This is a genomic window from Burkholderia ubonensis (assembly GCF_902833085.1).
Lineage (GTDB): Bacteria > Pseudomonadota > Gammaproteobacteria > Burkholderiales > Burkholderiaceae > Burkholderia > Burkholderia ubonensis.
Map to the genome: position 1 here is coordinate 605,876 of NZ_CADFEB010000005.1, position 17,415 is coordinate 623,290.

The following is a 17,415-nucleotide window of genomic DNA, read 5'->3' on the forward strand; positions in this document are numbered from 1 at the left end:
GCCCGCGCCATCGGGCCGCACCGACGCGCGGTTCGGATACGAATGAATTTCGCACTCCCGACATTATCCATTTCGAGGATCAATCCATGACCACCATCACCTCGCCAATCACCCAACTGCTCGGCATCCGGTATCCGGTCGTGCTCGCCCCGATGGGCGGCGTGTCGGGCGGCCGCCTCGCCGGCGCCGTCTCCCGTGCCGGCGGCCTCGGCCTGGTCGGCGCGAGCTACGGCGATCCGGACTGGATGCGCGCCGAGCTCGGACTGATGTCGGACGTCGACGCACCCTGGGGCGTCGGACTCGTGATGTTCACGGTCGAGAAGAACATGCAGCTGCTCGATCTCGCGCTCTCCTATCGCCCGAAGGTCGTCGCGCTGTCGTTCGGCGATCCGAACCTGTTCGTCGGCAGGATCAAGGATCAGGGCGCGCTCGCCGTCGTCCAGGTGCACGACGTCGACCAGGCGCTGCTCGCCGTCGACGCGGGCGCGGACGCGCTCATCGTGCAGGGCGCCGAAGCGGGCGGCCACAGCCTGCGTCGCGCGCTCTTTCCGCTGCTTCCCGCGGTTCGCGACGCCGTCGGCGACGCGTATCCGCTGATCGCCGCGGGCGGTATCGCGGACGGGCGCGGCGGCGCCGCCGCCCTCGCCCTCGGCGCGAACGCGGTCATGGTCGGCACGCGCTTCGTCGCGACCGACGAGTCGCTCGCGACCCCGAAGATGCAGCAGCGCCTCATCGACTCGACCGAGAAGGACACCGTGCGCACGCGTGCGTTCGATCTCGTCCGCGGAATCGAATGGCCGGCCGAGTATTCGGGCCGGGCGATCGCGAACGACTTCTCCGCGCAGTGGGTCGGGCGCGAGCACGAGCTGCCGGGCGCGCCCGCCGCCGTGCGCGAAGCCTATCTGCAGGCGGTTCGCGACGACGACGTCGGCACGCGTGCGATCTGGGCGGGCGAAGTGTCGGATCTCGTTCGCGACGTTCGCCCGGCGGCCGACGTCGTGCGCGGCATCGCGCACGACACGGCCCGTCACCTGACGCAGCTCGGCGAAGCGTTCCAGCCCGAGACCGCCTGAGCCCTCGTCCATGCTTGCCGTCCCTTGCACGACCGGGCCGGCACCGACCACTCGCCTCCAGATGAAACCGATCGAACCTGTCCATGCGCGTTACGGCAACGGCCCGCTGCAGGCGGCCGTCCTGTCCCCGGTCCTCCCGGTCTGGGACGAAGGGCGCTTCTTCGAGCCGCTCGTGCGGCCGTTGGTCGACGCCGGCTATCGCGTGACGATTTACGACACGTTGTCGATGCTGTCCGAACAATCGGAAGGCATCGACGCATTCGCCGCGCGCTGGTCCGCCCACCTGGCCGCGTCGGGCCCCTTCGACCTGCTCGCGGGTGGCGCGCTGGGCGGCGCCGTCGTGCAGGCGATGCTCGGCGCGCCGTGGGTTGCCGACGTGCCGCGGATCCTGCTGATTTCCGCGCCGAACCTCGCCGACGAAACGCTCGACACGCGGCTCGGCGCACTCGCCGAGCTCGGCCGCCGCGGCGACGTCGCGCACGCGTTGGCGAGGCTCGACAGCCTCGTCGCCCCGGAAGGCGCACCCGTCGCGCACGCAAGCGCGGCGCCGGCCGCCCACGGCTCCCGCGCGACGGAAGCGGCACGCCTCGCCCGCGGTTTCGCGCTGCTCCTCGGCATCGACGTCAGGGCCGCCGTGGATCGCTACGCCGGCCGGCTGCTGAACGTCTACGGCGAGCGCTCGCAACTCGTCCGGCGCTGCAACATCCATTTGCGCGACACGCCGTCGCAGGCCGCCATCGGCATTCCGAACGGCGGCATGCGCCCGCTGACGGACGATCTCGCCCGCGTCTGCGCGGCCGTGCGCGCGCACCTGGACATCGCCGTGCCGCAACTGACCTGAACGGAAACGAACATGACCGATATCGCCCAGGCCACGTTCATCGACGTGCATTACCACGCGGGGCCCGACGCGTTCGTGCGGCGCCGCTCCGTGCTCGACGCGGGCGCGCGCTACCGCGAAGCCGGCGGCTGGGTCGTCCTGAAGAATCATCTCGGATGCACGGCCGCGCAGGCCTGGGAAGCGCGGCAGGCAGGCCTTCCCGTGTCGGCGTCGATCGTGCTGAACGAGATCGCCGGCGGCATCGACCGGCGCGCGGTCGAGCGTTCGCTTTGCCAGCACGGCGAGGGGCCGGTACGCCTGATCGTCCACTTCCCGACCGTGACGGGCCGCAAGCATGCGAGCCGGCTCGCGCGGGAACGCAGCCACCCGATTCTGGACCAGCGCGCCATCGCGCCATGCACCGTGTCCGACGCCGACGGCCGCCTGAAGGACAGCGTCGTCGACATCCTGCGCATGGCGCGCGACTATCCGCTCGTGATCTCGACCGGCCACGCGAACCGCGACGAGGTGTATCGCCTCGTCGACGCGGCGATTCGCCACGACGTGCCGCGGCTGATGCTCAACCAGCCCGCGAATCCGCTCACGGGCCTGCGCGCGGCCGAGTTGCGCGACATCGCGAGCGCGCCGATGGTGTACGTCGAGCAGACCGCGCTCACCTACCTGCTCGGTTACCAGGACGCCGACGATTTTCGCGCGGTGCTGGCCGACGTCCCGCGCGTCGTCTACAGCTCGGATCTCGGCCAGACGAGCCAGCCGGACATCGCCGACTGGCTGCGGACGTCGTCCGGGTGGTTCGACGCATTCGGTCTGTCCCGCGAGCGAATCGACGACATCACGCGCGTGCAGCCGCTCGCGCTGTTGACCTAGACGCCCGCCGCATTCCGTCGCGCGTGCGCGTCATCCATTCCGTCGTATCAGCGTCTTCTTCTCACATGCGTTGCCCTTTCCAAGGAGAACTTCATGGCCAATCTGACTTACGCGACCCGCAAGCCCAATCCGATGCTGACGAGCACCAATCAAATGAAGCTGGGCGTATTCGCGTTGAACATCGAAGGCGGCTGCACGTTCACCCGCGCGCCCGAGCGCCTGAAGGCGGACGACTGGCTCGGCAACCTGAAGGTCGCGAAGGCCGCCGACCGCGCCGGCTTCGAGGCGCTGCTGCCGGTCGGCCGGTGGCGCGGCTTCGGCGGCGACAGCAACCCGATGGGCGTGTCGTATGAAACCTATACGTGGGCCGCGGGGCTCGCATCGGTCACCGACCAGATCGGCATCCTCACCACGTCGCACGTCTCGACCGTGCACCCGCTGTTCGCGGCCAAGCAGGCCACCACGATCGATCACATCAGCGGCGGCCGTTTCGGGCTGAACATTATCTGCGGCTGGAACAGCGCGGAGATGAAGATGTTCGACGGCACGATGCGGGAGCACGACGAGCGCTATGACCATGCGGACGAGTGGCTCGAGGTCGCCCGCCGCGCGTGGACCCATCAGGGCGAGTTCGACCTGAAGGGCAAGTACTTCAACATCGAGCGCGGCTTCTCGGAGCCGAAGCCGCTCAACCGTCCGTTCCTGATGAACGCCGGCGGCTCGCCGCGCGGCAAGCGGTTCTGCGCGCAGCATTGCGACGCCGCCTACCTGATCGTCAAGTACCAGGACGGCGAAGACGTCGCGCGCGCGCAGATCCAGTCCTACCGGGATCTCGCCCGCAAGGAATTCGGCCGCGACATCCAGATCTGGTGCTATGCGTACGTGATCCAGCGCGACACGCTCGCCGAGGCCGAGCGCGATCTCGACTACTACGTGAACCAGATGGGCGACGAACTGGCCTGCACGAACGTCACGAAGGAAATCGGCATCGAAAGCGGCATGTTCAAGTCGACCGAGGACGCCGAACGCTTCCGTTACCACATCAAGGCGGGGTTCGCCGGCGTGCCGCTCGTCGGGACGCCGGAAATGATCGTCTCGCAGTTCCAGAAGTATTCGGACTGGGGGATCGACGGCATCTGCCTGACGTGGCTCGACTATCACACCGGCATTCAGGACTTCGTCGACGGCGTGCTGCCGCTGATGGAGGACGCCGGCCTGCGCGGCACGTATCCGCACGCACGCGTGCGGATCGCGTGACGGCGGTCGTCCGCCCGCGGCCGCGACGCGCCCTCCACTACGACATTCTCATCAAGGATCAAGTCATGCTCGATCGTTCCCAGCCCGACGACGCCGTCGTCGCGAGCTTCAAGAAAGCGATGCGGCGTCTGACTTCGACGATTTCCATCATCGCGACGGACGAAGGATCCGAGCGCTTCGGGATGGTGGCGACCGCCGTCAGCTCCGTTTCGTCGGACCCGCCGGCCATCCTCGTCTGCATCAACCGCTCGGCGAGCATCTGCGAGCCGCTGCTGCGCCGGCGGCGCTTCTCGGTGAACCTGCTGCGCTCCGACCAGAGTCACCTGATTCCGGTGTTCTCCGGGAAGGTGCCGAGCCGCGAGCGGTTCGCGTACGGCACGTGGGACGAGCGCCACGCGCTGCCGTTTCTCGCCGGCGCGCAAGCGAACCTGTTCTGCGACGTCGACGGCCAGTTCGCGTACGGCAGTCACGAGGTCGTGATCGGCCGGGTTCGCGCGGCGAGCGCGGCGGACGCCATTTCCCCGCTGTTGTGGCAGGACGGCATGCCCGCCGGCGCCTGCGCGCTGCCGGAGCTCCGCGTGCCGGCAAACAGCCTCCATGAAGCCGGGCTCGCGACGCCGGCGTGACGCAACCGGCGGCCGTCGAAACGACGACGGCCGCCGCTCCCCGCTTTCTCAACTCAACCCGACTCGAGGTTTGCTATGGCCAATGACACGCTTTCGACGACGCCCGATTCCGTCAATCCCCACGAGGTCGTGCTCGTCAACGTCGTGCACGTCTTCGAAGGCAAGCAGGATGCCGCGCTCGACGTGCTGCGCGTGACCGTGAATTACGTTGCGCGCACCTACCCGGCGTTCCAGTGGAGCCGCCTGTACAAGAGCGTCGACGGCAAGACCGTCATCAATCAGGCGAAGTGGACGAGCAAGGCCGAATTCGACCAGCTCTTCACGGACCCGGAATTCCTGTCGCGCTACAACGGGCTGAAGGAAACCGGGACCTGGGAATATCACCTTTATCAGGTGACCGATCTGATTACGCCGGAGACGGCCGCCGCTGCTGTCAGCGCATAACCGGGCCGCATAACCGGGCCACGATCGCGCCGTCCGTTCCGGGCGGTCCGCCGCAAGCGGACCGCCCGCTTTCGCTTTCGCGGCGTGCTCACGTCGCCTGGCACAACTGCATGTCGTGCTGCGGCAGCGCCGCCAGCGTCCGGATCAGTTCGCTCTGGCTGCTGATCCCGAGCTTCGCGTAGATCTGGGCCCGCTGGGTCCGGACCGTATTGACCGACACGCGCCGGCTTTCCGCGACACGCGACACTTCCGCCCCCGTGCCCAGCGCAATCGCGATGTCGACTTCGCAGGGCGTCAGCTCGTAAAGCTCGTGCAACGCGTGCAGGTTGTTCTTCGGCCGCTCCAGGTCGTTGATGATGATCATCGTGTACGCCGGGCTTCGAGACGCGTCCGGCCGCGCATGCTCGACCGGCACGCTCCACGCGATATACGGACGCTTGCCGGACGGACGCGTGATCAGCACGGTTTTCGCGCTGTCGCCGCAGGACCGGAACACGGTTCGGCGCAACGTGTCGGCGAGGCTGCGATCGCTTTCGGCGTCGGCGCAACGCAAGCGGCGCTGCGAGATCGCGATGCCGTCGCACGCCGTGCAGATCCGGTCCGCTTCGTTGTTCGTGCGGATCACCTCGCCGCTGGACGCCAGCAGCACCGCGCCGTAGGACAGCCGGCCAAGCGCAAGCAGCGCGGTTTCGTTCACGCCGGCGATATCCTCGAACCGCGCCTTCAATTCGTGAGCGCGGCGGATATGCGGCAGCAACATCGAAAGCAGCTGCGTATCGCCCTGCGCGAACGGCTCGCCGCGCATGCGCGTCTTGAAGCCGATCGCGCCGACGAAAGTATCGTTCCAGGAAAACACCGCAAGCAGCAGTTGCCCGATGTCGCGCCCGCTCGTCGAGCCGACGAGCCACGGCAAGCCCTGCCCGTCTCCGCCCTCCTTCACGTTGATCCTGACGACCTCGCCTTGCGGGCCGACATACTCGAACGGCTGGCAGCCCTCGCCGCGGCTCAACGTATACGTCAGTTTCCTGAACGCGTCGTCGGGCGCACCGTAGGTGATTTCGATCGGCTGGCAGCCGCTTCCCGGTCGCGGGATGTAGAGCAAGGAACCGGACTCGGCTTCCAGCATCCGGCCCAGCGCCGCGAGCGCGATGTGCCAGAGCGATGCATCGTGAGCCGTATCGTATATCTTCGACAGAAGATCATCGAGAATCTCAACCTTCATTATCAATGCCCTTAAGGCGTTCAACGCCTTTGATATTCGTTTGGATAGTTAGGCACTCTCATGAAACGGCGCGCACCAGGACGACATTCCGGGCAATCACTGATCGCCTCGGTCGACGCATTCCCTTAATGTGCACATCAAATCGGCACAAAACTCAATTAGGAACGCAAAAGAAACTGCCGGAAGCCATCCTTTTCAAAAAATGCTGCGCTGCCGCGATCATAATACATACAAATCAACAAAATTGCGCCCATTTCAGTCCATTGTGAACCGAATAAATATCCACAATTCGCCGCTTCATATCCCGGTTCGAATATATCGATTCGCGCGCGTTCGATAACGCGAAATCCACCATTGCCGCAGCCGAATCCGGCCTCGCGCACGCGATTGCGGACACGCAAGTCATCAAACCACGGAACTAGAGACTATTTTTCTTTTTTCCGCATCGACTTACCATCCACGCATCGAATCGAGTCGTTGATTTGCTCGAAGCCTGCGGGCAACGAATGAAGGAGATTGTGTGAAAAAACTGCATCCCATATTTTTCATTGCGCTCGGCCTGTTCGGCGTCTATTCCATCGAATTCGGCGTGGTCGGCATTCTCCCGGTCATTACGCAACGCTACGGCATCAGCGCTTCGCAGGCCGGTTTCCTGGTGGGTCTCTTCGCGCTCGTCGTCGCTGCCGGCGGCCCGTTCATGGTCCTGCTGATGTCGCGCTTCAACCGCAAGAAAGTCCTGATGCTGTCGCTGCTGATCTTCTCGGCCAGCAGCGTGCTGTCCGCGTATGCGCCCAACTACGCGACGCTGACGATCTCGCGGATCATCCCGGCGCTGTTCCACCCGGTCTATTTCTCGCTGGCCTTCGTCGCGGCTGCGTCGCTCTATCCGAAGAACATGGCCACCCATGCTTCCGCGAAGGCATTCGTGGGCACGAGCATGGGCATGGTGCTCGGCATTCCGATCACGACGTGGATCGCGGCGCGCGTTTCCTACGAGGCGTCGTTCCTGTTCAGCGCCGCGGTCAATTTCATCGCCGCGCTCGGCATCCTCGCGAAGCTTCCCGATGCCGCCAAGACCGAACGCATTTCGTACGGCAAGCAGCTCGCGATCCTGCGCAAGGTCCCGCTGTGGCTCAACATCGCCGCGTCGACCGCGATCTTCGGCGCGATGTTCTCGGTGTACAGCTACTCCGCCGAATACCTGCGCCTCGAAGCCCACATGAGCGGCGAGCTCATCAGTGTCGTGCTGGTGATATTCGGGATCGGCGGCGTCACCGGCAATCTGCTCGCCGGCAAGCTGCTCGCGAAGGACAAGGTGCGAACGACGGTGATGCATCCGATCGCGCTGAGCGCCGCCTATCTGGTGCTGCATTTCTTCTGTACGTCATCGCTGCCGCCGATGATCGTCATCGCGCTGCTCTGGGGCGCCATCCATACGAGCGGGCTGATCGTCACGCAGATCTGGCTGACGTCGGAAGCCCCGGAAGCGCCGGAGTTCGCGACCGGCGTGTACATCTCGTTCATCAACCTCGGCGTGGTCTTCGGCTCGACCGCCGGCGGATGGTTCCTCTCCAGGATCGGGATTCAGGGAACCATCTGGAGCGGCCTCATGTTCGCCGCCGTCGCGCTGGCCTTCATCGCCATCAAGATCCTCTACTACGGCGACGTGCCGCGGGAAAGCGCCCTGTCCGCCGCGCGCTGACGCCGGCATGCCGTCGCGGATCGCCATCGTGCATCCGGCCACCAGCCGCTCGAGCGCCGCGCTGCCCGCCTACGTCGACGGCGCAAGCCGCTCCAGCGCCGGCTTGTCTGCGGCCAGGGGCCCCAGGATGCCCGGCGCCGTCCGCATGTCGCTTGCCGGCGCAAACAGGTGCTCCGTCAAATGATCGATGAACGCGCGCAGCTTCGGCGACTCGTGCCGGCTCGACGGCCACAGGATCCAGAAAATGTTCGGATCACCCGCGTGGTTGTCCAGCACCGTCCTCAGCGAGCCGTCGACCAGCGCATCGCGCACGGCGAAATCCGGCAGGCATGCGATGCCGTGCCCCTGCCTCGCCAGATAGACGAGCGTCGTCACGTTGTTGCAGGCCATCGTCACGGGCAGCCGAAAGTCGAATGCGCTGGAACTGCGTTCGATCGGCCATTGCTCGAGCTTGCCGGACGTCGGGAACTTGTAATGCAGACACGCGTGGCGCATCAGGTCGTCCGGATGCTGGGGGACGCCGTGCTCGTCGAGATAGCTCGGCGACGCCACCAGCAGCATCCGGAACAAGCACAGCTTGCGCGACATGAGCATCGAATCGCGCAACTCTCCAGTGCGGATGACCGCGTCGAAACCTTCGTCGATGATGTCGACCAGCCGGTCGCTGAAATCCAGCTCGAGTTCGATTTCGGGATAGCGCGCCATGAACGACGACAGCGTCGACAGCAGCAGGCTTTCGACGAGCGGAAGACTGACGCGCAATTTGCCGCGCGGCGCCGTTCTGGCCTTGGACAATTCCCGCTCGGCGTTTTCGATTTCTCCCAGAATGCGCCGACAGTGTCCGAGGAACAGCGCACCTTCCGGCGTAAGGTGAATACTGCGGGTATTGCGATAGAAAAGCCGCACGCCGAGCCTTTCCTCAAGACGCGAAATACTCTTTCCGACCGCCGACGCGGAAATTCCGAGAGACCGGCCGGTTGCAACAAAGCTGCGAGTCTCCGCTGCCTGCACAAAAACGGTAACGCCGTTTAGCTTGTCCAATACGAATCCCCAATATGCGCGTATTCGATGTGGGTGCGCGTTGTATATTATATGCACGTATTCAATGTGGGCGTACGTTCTATATTTTAAGATAATTGAACGCCTTGTCATTGGGTAATGTCCTCGGTAACGCACAACGCACGCGAGCGGCCGTCGGCTGTGATCGCAGCGGCCGCGACACTGCGCGCGATGCAATAGCGGCGCCGCCACCGACTGAAACGGCAGGCAAGTCGATCCGCACCGTCCGTCGGTCGGTTATGGGCGCATATCGGATCGTCGAATATGAACGGCCCGCGCCTGACATCGGCGCGGGCCGTTCAGCCGGGGGCGTCCGCTCAGACCAGGGCCGGCGACCAGGTCTCGTACGTCAGCGCGTATGCGGCGCCGCGCCGCTCGATGCGGGCACATGCAGGCAGGTTGAAGTGCATGCCGCTGACGAGCAGGTCTTCCGAGCTCACGCGGTCGAGCAACCGGCTTCGCGCCACGGCCGCTTCGTCGGGCGCATGATCGAACGCGATCGTCACCTCCGGACGCTCGATCTGGACGTGAGGAAAATGTACGACGTCCCCCCACACCAGGAGCGCCTGTCCGCTGTCCGATATCAGATACCCGGTGTGCCCCGGCGTATGCCCCGGCAACGGAACGGCCTGGATTCCGCCCAGCACGTCTTCCGAATCGAAGGCCACCAGTTGCGGCTCGTACGCACGGAAGACGTTTTGCGCGATATCGAAGAAGGGTCGAATTTCCGCGGGCGCCCCCGGCCGGTTGGCGTCATCGTTCCAGAAGTCGAACTCGGCGCGATGAATCAGCAGCCGCTCGACGTTGCGGAACAGCGGCGTCGCCAGCGGGCCGGCAAGGCCGCCCACGTGATCGGGGTGTGCATGGGTCAGCAGAATCGTGTCGATATCGAGCGGGTCGATGCCGGCAGCGGCCAGCGCAACCGGCAGCCTTCCGCCCCAGCCGTTATATCCGCCGCCGCCGCCGTCGATCAGGATCGTGCGCTTCGCGTCCTGCACGACGTACACGTTGATGTTCATCCGTGACACGTCGGCTACGCCCCGCTTGCGCAAAATCTCGTCGGCCGACGCACGATCGATTCCATTCAGCAAATCGGTCGTCGCATCGAGATAACCGTCACTGATCATCGTGACATGGAGATCGCCGATTTTTCGACGATTCAGGCCAGGCGTTTGATAGTTGCGGGGGGACGTCATTTAAGCTTCCTTATATACGGTTACGCTTTTCGATATTCCGGGGTAAATCATTTCGCTTCGCGCATCATCCCAGGGACGCAGGCCCTCGCTTCGAATGCCTATCAAAAGAATTGCCTGCCGGGTGTTTCGGCGACAGCCGAGGGCAGTTCGCTCGAACGTTGCGCGCGACCGACGGAATCGAGATCGTTGACGCATGAACGGGTTACACCGTCCACATCGAATCGATGGTGCGGCATGCCGGATTGGCGCGATCGGCCGGTGCGGCAAATCATGCCGGCAGGACAGCAAGGATCCACCTGTTGCGAAGGCCCCGATCGCTTTTGGATGGTATCCGAACGATCAAAGGCCATAAACGGCCCGGCAGTATTTTCTTACACGACAGAAATGTCGCGAATCGCCGCGAGCGCGTGCCGTCGGCGAGCGATCACGCGATCCGCTTGCTCAGCGTCGCCACGCCCACGATCAGGAACGACGCATACATCACCAGGATGTACCACGCCGCATAGCGCAACGGCCATCGGGGCAAGGCCGGGTCGTTGAATTTCAGTCGACCGATAACGACCGGTATCAGCGGCAGCAGCGCCGCCCAGCCCCATGCGCTGCGTGGCGGATTCGCCCACGGCTGAAGCAGCGCGACGACGATCAGGCTCGTGAGCACCGCGCAGGACGACGCGATCCGGACGGTATTCCGAACGCCGAAAATACGCACATAGGTGCGCTCTCCTTCCCTGGGCTTGCGCGTGACCTTGCGCGCCAGCTCCAGGTGCAGCAGGCCGACGGCCGCCGCCAGGATCACGAGCACGCCGGGCCACGTGGGCGTGAGCGCATACTGGGCCAGCAAGTCCGCGTACAGGTAGACGCTCAATGCCAGCTGGATCGGATAGCTGACCGCGAGGTTCGTCAGCAGCTGTCCGTCGCCGGGCCAGTCGAAGCACTTCTCGATCGCCGCGAGCAAGACCAGGTAGATCAGCTGGATCACCAGGATCAGGTCCGTCATGCCGCGACCCGCATTGATCGCCAGCACGAAGAGCACACCGGCCAGGATGAGGACGATCAGGTCCGAACGATGGACTGCACCTCGAGCCAGCGGGCGTGCCGGATTGTAGCGGCGGTCATAGTCGAGGTCGCGGATGTCGTCCAGCGCCCGGATCACCAGTTGATCGATCGCCAGTGTCGCGGCGCTGATCAACAGCCTGAAGCCTAGCGTCCAGTCCGTGATCCTGCCGTCGGTCGCGGCGAGCAGCCCCGTCAGTCCGAATGCATAAATGAGCGAATACGGAATGAAGAATCGCAACGGAAACGACTCGACGACGAACAATCTCAAACGTGCGATCACGATGTCACTTCCTCCAGTTGCAACAGACGCACCGTGCCGGTCGCGCCGTCGAGTTCGATCCACGCGCCGTCGGCAATGCGTCGCGTGGCGTCGGGCACGGACACCACGGTCGGTATGCCGAGGACGCGCCCGGTAATGGCCGTGTGCGACAGCAGCGTCCCCCGCTCCGCGATCAGCCCTTTGGCCGCCAGCATCAGGAAGAGCCAGCCCGGATCCGTTTCCTTCGCAATGAGGATCTGGTCGTGCACGGAGCTCGGCTCGACGGTCGCCGGGTCGAGCACGACGCGCGCCCTGCCGCGCACCACGCCGCTGCTCGAAGGGATGCCCTGCAGGCGGACGTCCGCGGACGCCGAGGCCGCCCTGTCGCCATGCGTGTCCTCGCGACATGACCGCATCGTCGACGTGCGCAGGCCGGCGCCCGAGACCTTGATCGTCTTCGGCGGGTCCGGCAATTGCGCCTGCTTTCGCCGAAGCGCGGCCCGCTCCCGGGCAAGGACGCGCAATGTGCTGTCGGGAACGGTGCCGCTGACGCTGAACGCACCGAGCACTTCGTCGACGGACAAATCGAAGACGTCGTCGGGTCGATCCAGCAACCCGGCGTCCACCAGCGCCGTCCCGAGCCGGATGAAGACTTCGCGGGAAATTCCGAACAGCTCGCTGCGACAGAAGCGCGTGTCCTCGCGCATGCGCATGAACCATCGCATCGCCTTCACCAGGCTGCGCAGCAAAACGCGCTTGCCCCGTGACCGACAATGCTCGCGCAGCTCGGATTCGGCGTCGCTGCGCGAGCGCGCCTCGATCCGGCAGCTGCTTTCCACGGTCAATTGCTGCTGGACGAACGGACGAAGTTGCCCGATCAGTCTCCAGGGCTGTTGCCGCGGCGTCAGCGCCTCGAGCTTCAGGTCGCTGAGGTTGCGGTCGCCGAACCGGCGCAGATGCAGGTCTGCCGCGTCGGCCAGCGCATGTCCGTAACGGCCCGCCTTGAGATCGCGCCAGATCGACACTTCCGATGCGGGACCGAGCAGCGCGCGCAGCATCTCGGGATGCGCGCGCGCTTGCTCGGACAGGGCAATGGTCGATCTCAGCGCCGCGACCGAGCGATTCTCCGTGCCGCCGCAAAGCAGCCCGTTCAACAGCCCCGGGCTGGCCGACGGCGTCCATCGCTGAATCAGCGCGCGCACCCAGCCGGTCAGCGACACCAGGAAGAAGCCGTTCACCAGCGTCACGCCCCATTGAGCCGCGACGATCGCCCACATCTCGCGATAGACGGCAATCAGCGCCGACGCGTCGAGGCCGTCCAGGTCGCGGTTGCCGTTCACGAACGCGCGCCATTGCCGCAGGAAGCGGGAGATCAGCAACGGGTGCGAGACCAGACGCGACGCAATGCCGAGATAGTCGCGACACGCGCCGGCGGCGCGCGTCAGGAACGACGTGCGCCGTGTGGCTGGCGCAGTCGCGACGGAATCGGGCTCGACGCCGAAAAAGGAGCGCTCCCACGTCTTGCGCATCATCCAGAAGATCGGCACATGGCCGTGAAGGTGGTACCAGACGCTCATGCAGCAATAAATCCGGCCGTCGAACTGCCCGATCATGTTGCTCAGGTGGTCCGCATTCCGCTGCAGTATCCGGCGCGAAACTCCCCAACGCCGGTAGCCGTCGGTCAGGAACACGTCGTAGTAATGCGCGGCCAGCGAGAAGGTCAGCGCCGACGTGACGCCCGGGAAGCTCTCGGTGATATTGCTGTTGCTCCATATCATGCCGGCCGGACGCAACGGGCCCGGCCGCGGGCAGTCGCTGCGCTCCTGTCTTGCCGGCGCGATCGGCCGGGCCTGCAGCAGATGCATCGCGCCATCCTCCGACATCGTGCCCTCGATATCCTGAGGCACGCCGAAATGCCGCTCGACGCGGGCGGCCAGCTCGGCCACCGAGCGGGCGACCTCATCGCTGAACACCGGCAGGTCGGCCAGGTCCGGCGGCACGTCGAGCGTGGCGATCGCGCCGGATCGACGGTCGAGTCCGACCAGCCGCTGCTTCGAGACGAGCTGCGAGGCGACCGTTCCGGAATCGCGCTCGACGAAGAAGTGATCGATATCCGCCTTTTCCTGAACCACGCCTTCGCCGATGCCGTATGCCGCGGCGATGACGCAACGATCCGACGCGTCTCGCGGGTCCCGCGTAAAGGCCACGAACGAGCGCGATCCGAGAATCATGGTCTGGATGCCCACCGCGATGCGCGCCCCGGCCGGATCCAGTCCGCGCTTATGGCGGTACAGCATCATCTCGACGTTGAATGCCGATGCCCAGCATTTCATGACCGACGTCACCAGACCGCCGAGCGGCACGTACAGAAAGCTGTCGGACAATCCGGCAAACGGATCGTCGGCCGAGTCTTCGCCCTGCCCGCCGTCATCCGCGACCGCGCAGGCCCGTACCGCGACCAGCTTGTCGTCCATGGCAATTCGTTCGAACACGGTCACCAGTTCGCCGGCCAGATCGGCCGGGCAGACCATTTCATCCAGCCGGGCCCTGATGTCGAGCGACCATCTCTTCAGCGCCGCCGGGTCGCCGTCGGCCAGAGATGGCCTGGGCACCTCGCTCAACACGGCAGCGACCGTCGAATCGAACACCGACACCGGGACGCAGTGGAATCGCGGCACCGGGAATCCCGCCATCCGCAGTTCCGCCTGACGCGAAAACTTGAATCCGACCTCCCTGGGATCGAGACATTGCGTCTCGGGCAAGAGGATAGTCATTACAGTTTCTCCCCAGACAATAGAATGGTCCTTCCGAATTCCCGTCACGCCAACATCTTGGTTGTACGAATCATGCGTCCGATGCGCTTCCATCCGGCCGATGCCGGGCACGCCCCCTACCCGTCGGCCAGCCAGCGCCTGTATCCCCGCCAGTAGTCGTCGCAGCGCTCGAGCACCTTCATGCCGGGCGGCGCGCCGAGCGCTTGCCATAACCGGGTGCCGTCGTACCAGTGATCCTCGGCGAAAAGACGGGCCTGCCGTTCGCTCACGCCGGACGGCAGGCGTCGAAGCGCTTCGGGGAGGCTGACCGATGTTCGCGGCAGCGTGAAATCGACGTGCGTCGCCGCCGCCTCGACCAGATCGCGCACGCGAACGGGCTCGGGATGCGTGCAGTGATAAACGGCCCCCTGCGCGACCCGGCCCGGCTCGAGTGCAATTGCGGCCAATGCGGAAGCGACCGCGTCCACCGTGGTGCACGACAGGAGGGCCTGCCCCTCGTCGATCCAGGCGTTCAACCCGCCGATCAGCCGCAGCAGCGTCGGCAAGAACCACTTGTCACCGGCGCCCATGATGAACATCGGCCGGAGAACGACCCCGCCGGCCGCCAGCACGCATTGCTCGGCAGCCAGCCGCGAGCGGCTGGCTGCCGACACCGGAACCGGCGCCACTTCGTTCTCGCGGATGCCGCGATGGACGCCGGCCCCGTATACGGCGGCCGTGCCGACGTAAATCACGCGCCGCACGCCGGCCCGCCGCGCTTCGTCGACCAACGCCCGCGTGCCCGACCGGTTGACCGCATCGCACGCGTCGGCATCGGCGCCGACGTCGGAAGCCGCGTGGATCACCGTCTCGATGCCGTCGCATAGCCCCCGCAAACCGGCAGGCCGGGTCAGGTTCCCATGCACGCATTCCATCGTGTCCGTTCCGGTAAAACCGGGCGCCCGGCGATGCACCAGCAAGCGCAGGCGCGACGCATGCCCGAGTTCGGTCATCCGGCGGCACACCGCCTCACCGATAAAGCCGCTTGCCCCTGTCACCAGGATCGTCGATGCCGTCATTGCTTCACCACACGAACGGCATCAGCCGATATCGGCCGTGCGAGTAGTCCGCGTAGCCGGCCACGTCGAACAGGACCCGCTCCTCGCAGCGGATGCGCACGACGATGGACGGCAAGAGCATGATCACGAACGCGGCAACGCTATAGCCATTCAGGAAGAACGCCACGAACGATGCATGCGCAATCAACATCCCCGCATAAGCCGGATGCCTTACCCACCGGTACGGCCCGGTTTGCACGATCCGGTGATCGGTGAGCGTGCGCACCTTGTGGGAATAAAATTTCCCGAGCGTGCGAATCGCGATGATCCGCAACGCGACGCCAAAGAAAAAGAGCACCGGCAACACCGGCATCCACGGTCGATATTCGACCCAGTGACTCGGCACGAAGCAGGCACTCGCGACGGTGATCACCCTGGCGGCCCCGTAGACCAGGACCGTGCCGCGATCGCTCGACAGATTGCTTTCGACCGAGCTGGTCATCGCGGTCCGCGCCTCGCATGCAAGCCAGATCAGATACATCGCGACCAGCGCGATGCCGATCCGATGAAGGGGTGACGCATGGCGGGTCGCCTCGCCGATTGCGGCGATCAGTAATATCAGGCAACACGACAGGAATACGAGCAGCGGATACTTGCGCAAGAACCATTGCATGATGTTCCTCCTCAGGCACGGCGCCCGATGAATTCATTCCGTCGAATCGGGATGGGCGAGGCAGGCCTTCAGTCGTCTGACCGTGCGGGCGGCTTGCTTCATTTCATACCGGGTCAGGCAAGCCGTATCGAACACGGTGAACGAGATACGGATCCGGGCTGCGACCGAGCCGGCCTGCTTCACGAGCAGTTCGACACGAAACCGCAATCGATCGCTCTTGTCGCGTTCGATCTCTTCGATTCGATAGTCGATGACGGCGTCCAGCGGAAACAGGAAATTCTCGAACGATGCCTGCCAGTCGTTGATCACGAAACGGTGTTGCCCGTCCGCCTCCCCTCCGAGGAAGTATTGCTCGGTCACCGCGAGAAACATCTGCCGGGCGGCTTCCGTCATGACCATCGCGGAGATATGGCAGCCGGTGACGTGATCGAGCAGCAGTTCGTTATTGCGGGTCAGTCGCAGCGCTGCCTGGTAGTGCGCGTCGTCGAGCCGCTTCAGCTTCGCGAGCAGGACGTTCTGCGGGTTCCGTTTATGCGTATGCGCAATCTCGACGCTATCCGGCTGATGCATTGCGCTCAGCGCGAGCGGATCCAGGCCGAGCCGCTCCAGTTCGCTGCGCAGGACATCGAGCTCGCGATTGTCCACGCCGAATCCGGGTCGCAGCGTCGGCAGGGGTGCGTGATAACGCCCCGCGCGCAATCCGGAAATGAATTCCGATACGCTGATCATGCCGTCGTCGATCCCGACGTTGCCCCAGCAGTCGCCAACGATAAACAATGAGTCGTTCAAGCAGTCGTGAAACGGTCCCTTGTCCATAGTTCCCTCGCATTATTTCGTCGGGCCCCGAGATGCCTGCGACGCTACGCATCGCCCCACCCGCCACCCAGCGCCCGAATCAGGTTCACGGTCGACACCGCCTGCGTGCCCGTCAGCGCATTCGCCTGCAATTGCGACACGAGCACCGAGCGCTCGCTGTCGATCACGTCGAGATAGCTGACCTCGCCTTCCTGATACTGCGTGCGCGACAGCTTCGCCGCGCGGCGCGACGCGTTGACGGCCGCGTCCTGCGCACGGATCTGGTCGTCGAGCAGCCGCAGATCGGCGAGGTTGTCCTCGACCTCGCGGAACGCGACGAGCACCTGCTGCCGGTAGTTCGCGACCTGCTCGTCGTACTGCGCACGCGCCTGCTGCACGCCCGCCGCGCGCCGTCCGCCGTCGAACAGCGGCAGCGTCAGCGCCGTGCCCGCGAACGGCCCGAGCAGGAACGTGCGGCTCGACCACAAGAACAGGCTGCCGAGCGTCGACGCCTCATAGCCGAACGCCCCCGTG

The 17,415-nt window shown here is 65.0% G+C and carries 16 protein-coding genes and 1 pseudogene; 7 read left to right on the forward strand and 10 right to left on the reverse strand.

All coding sequences use genetic code 11. The features are described 5' to 3' along the window. Positions 1-86 precede the first annotated feature (86 nt). The 6 genes from HWX31_RS17235 to HWX31_RS17260 all read left to right on the forward strand — a co-directional run bounded on the left by HWX31_RS17235 (position 87) and on the right by HWX31_RS17260 (position 5,108). On the forward strand, positions 87-1,073 hold the full coding sequence (locus HWX31_RS17235) for an NAD(P)H-dependent flavin oxidoreductase (RefSeq protein ID WP_174965477.1): 987 nt from the start codon (positions 87-89) through the stop codon (positions 1,071-1,073). Positions 1,074-1,134: 61 nt separating this feature from the next. Beyond that, positions 1,135-1,914 carry an alpha/beta hydrolase gene (locus tag HWX31_RS17240; RefSeq protein ID WP_174965478.1) on the forward strand — a complete coding sequence of 260 codons (780 nt, stop codon included), beginning with the start codon at positions 1,135-1,137 and terminating at the stop codon, positions 1,912-1,914. A gap of 12 nt (positions 1,915-1,926) precedes the next feature. Next, on the forward strand, positions 1,927-2,781 hold the full coding sequence (locus HWX31_RS17245) for a DUF6282 family protein (protein ID WP_059613215.1): 855 nt from the start codon (positions 1,927-1,929) through the stop codon (positions 2,779-2,781). 93 nt (positions 2,782-2,874) lie between these two features. Next, positions 2,875-4,038: an LLM class flavin-dependent oxidoreductase gene (locus HWX31_RS17250; RefSeq protein ID WP_059589865.1), complete on the forward strand. Its 1,164-nt coding sequence runs from the start codon at positions 2,875-2,877 to the stop codon at positions 4,036-4,038. Between the two features lie 65 nt (positions 4,039-4,103). Continuing rightward, the gene (locus HWX31_RS17255; protein WP_174965479.1) at positions 4,104-4,664 is read left to right on the forward strand and encodes a flavin reductase family protein; all 561 of its coding nucleotides are present in this window, start codon (positions 4,104-4,106) and stop codon (positions 4,662-4,664) included. Positions 4,665-4,739: 75 nt separating this feature from the next. Further along, positions 4,740-5,108 carry an antibiotic biosynthesis monooxygenase gene (locus tag HWX31_RS17260; protein ID WP_059617637.1) on the forward strand — a complete coding sequence of 123 codons (369 nt, stop codon included), beginning with the start codon at positions 4,740-4,742 and terminating at the stop codon, positions 5,106-5,108. An 88-nt stretch (positions 5,109-5,196) separates the two neighbouring features. Here HWX31_RS17260 and HWX31_RS17265 read toward each other — a convergent pair whose 3' ends face one another. Continuing rightward, positions 5,197-6,330, reverse strand: a complete 1,134-nt coding sequence (locus HWX31_RS17265; RefSeq protein ID WP_174965480.1) for a helix-turn-helix transcriptional regulator — start codon at positions 6,328-6,330, stop codon at positions 5,197-5,199. A 158-nt stretch (positions 6,331-6,488) separates the two neighbouring features. Continuing rightward, positions 6,489-6,731, reverse strand: coding sequence for a hypothetical protein (locus HWX31_RS17270; protein WP_174965481.1), 243 nt, complete (start codon positions 6,729-6,731; stop codon positions 6,489-6,491). A 119-nt stretch (positions 6,732-6,850) separates the two neighbouring features. Here HWX31_RS17270 and HWX31_RS17275 point away from each other — a divergent pair, with 119 nt between their 5' ends. Continuing rightward, positions 6,851-8,032 carry an MFS transporter gene (locus HWX31_RS17275; RefSeq protein ID WP_174965482.1) on the forward strand — a complete coding sequence of 394 codons (1,182 nt, stop codon included), beginning with the start codon at positions 6,851-6,853 and terminating at the stop codon, positions 8,030-8,032. A 69-nt stretch (positions 8,033-8,101) separates the two neighbouring features. Here the strand turns inward: HWX31_RS17275 and HWX31_RS17280 are convergent, their stop codons facing one another. The 8 genes and pseudogenes from HWX31_RS17280 to opcM all read right to left on the reverse strand — a co-directional run. Then, positions 8,102-9,073 carry a LysR family transcriptional regulator gene (locus tag HWX31_RS17280; protein WP_174965483.1) on the reverse strand — a complete coding sequence of 324 codons (972 nt, stop codon included), beginning with the start codon at positions 9,071-9,073 and terminating at the stop codon, positions 8,102-8,104. Positions 9,074-9,408: 335 nt separating this feature from the next. Beyond that, entirely contained in the window at positions 9,409-10,110 is a 702-nt protein-coding gene (locus HWX31_RS17285) for an MBL fold metallo-hydrolase (protein WP_244143762.1), read from the reverse strand. Between the two features lie 601 nt (positions 10,111-10,711). Continuing rightward, positions 10,712-11,605: a UbiA prenyltransferase family protein gene (locus HWX31_RS17290; protein WP_174965485.1), complete on the reverse strand. Its 894-nt coding sequence runs from the start codon at positions 11,603-11,605 to the stop codon at positions 10,712-10,714. Between the two features lie 14 nt (positions 11,606-11,619). Beyond that, positions 11,620-14,376 carry a PEP/pyruvate-binding domain-containing protein gene (locus tag HWX31_RS17295; RefSeq protein WP_174965486.1) on the reverse strand — a complete coding sequence of 919 codons (2,757 nt, stop codon included), beginning with the start codon at positions 14,374-14,376 and terminating at the stop codon, positions 11,620-11,622. Between the two features lie 116 nt (positions 14,377-14,492). Further along, on the reverse strand, positions 14,493-15,434 hold the full coding sequence (locus HWX31_RS17300; RefSeq protein WP_174965487.1) for an NAD-dependent epimerase/dehydratase family protein: 942 nt from the start codon (positions 15,432-15,434) through the stop codon (positions 14,493-14,495). A 4-nt stretch (positions 15,435-15,438) separates the two neighbouring features. Then, positions 15,439-16,086, reverse strand: coding sequence for a methyltransferase family protein (locus HWX31_RS17305; protein WP_174965488.1), 648 nt, complete (start codon positions 16,084-16,086; stop codon positions 15,439-15,441). A 33-nt stretch (positions 16,087-16,119) separates the two neighbouring features. Next, positions 16,120-16,902 carry an AfsA-related hotdog domain-containing protein gene (locus HWX31_RS17310; protein WP_174965489.1) on the reverse strand — a complete coding sequence of 261 codons (783 nt, stop codon included), beginning with the start codon at positions 16,900-16,902 and terminating at the stop codon, positions 16,120-16,122. A 44-nt stretch (positions 16,903-16,946) separates the two neighbouring features. Further along, positions 16,947-17,415: pseudogene (gene opcM / locus HWX31_RS17315) on the reverse strand (multidrug efflux transporter outer membrane subunit OpcM); the annotation flags it as partial.

What these genes read in the sequence shown, in the direction of transcription:
- HWX31_RS17235 (WP_174965477.1), top strand. Translation starts at nt 87, where the DNA reads ATGACCACCATCACCTCGCCAATCACCCAACTGCTCGGCATCCGGTAT.
- HWX31_RS17240 (WP_174965478.1), top strand. Translation starts at nt 1,135, where the DNA reads ATGAAACCGATCGAACCTGTCCATGCGCGTTACGGCAACGGCCCGCTG.
- HWX31_RS17245 (WP_059613215.1), top strand. Translation starts at nt 1,927, where the DNA reads ATGACCGATATCGCCCAGGCCACGTTCATCGACGTGCATTACCACGCG.
- HWX31_RS17250 (WP_059589865.1), top strand. Translation starts at nt 2,875, where the DNA reads ATGGCCAATCTGACTTACGCGACCCGCAAGCCCAATCCGATGCTGACG.
- HWX31_RS17255 (WP_174965479.1), top strand. Translation starts at nt 4,104, where the DNA reads ATGCTCGATCGTTCCCAGCCCGACGACGCCGTCGTCGCGAGCTTCAAG.
- HWX31_RS17260 (WP_059617637.1), top strand. Translation starts at nt 4,740, where the DNA reads ATGGCCAATGACACGCTTTCGACGACGCCCGATTCCGTCAATCCCCAC.
- HWX31_RS17265 (WP_174965480.1), bottom strand. Translation starts at nt 6,330, where the DNA reads ATGAAGGTTGAGATTCTCGATGATCTTCTGTCGAAGATATACGATACG.
- HWX31_RS17285 (WP_244143762.1), bottom strand. Translation starts at nt 10,110, where the DNA reads ATGAACATCAACGTGTACGTCGTGCAGGACGCGAAGCGCACGATCCTG.
- HWX31_RS17295 (WP_174965486.1), bottom strand. Translation starts at nt 14,376, where the DNA reads ATGACTATCCTCTTGCCCGAGACGCAATGTCTCGATCCCAGGGAGGTC.
- HWX31_RS17300 (WP_174965487.1), bottom strand. Translation starts at nt 15,434, where the DNA reads ATGACGGCATCGACGATCCTGGTGACAGGGGCAAGCGGCTTTATCGGT.
- HWX31_RS17305 (WP_174965488.1), bottom strand. Translation starts at nt 16,086, where the DNA reads ATGCAATGGTTCTTGCGCAAGTATCCGCTGCTCGTATTCCTGTCGTGT.
- HWX31_RS17310 (WP_174965489.1), bottom strand. Translation starts at nt 16,902, where the DNA reads ATGGACAAGGGACCGTTTCACGACTGCTTGAACGACTCATTGTTTATC.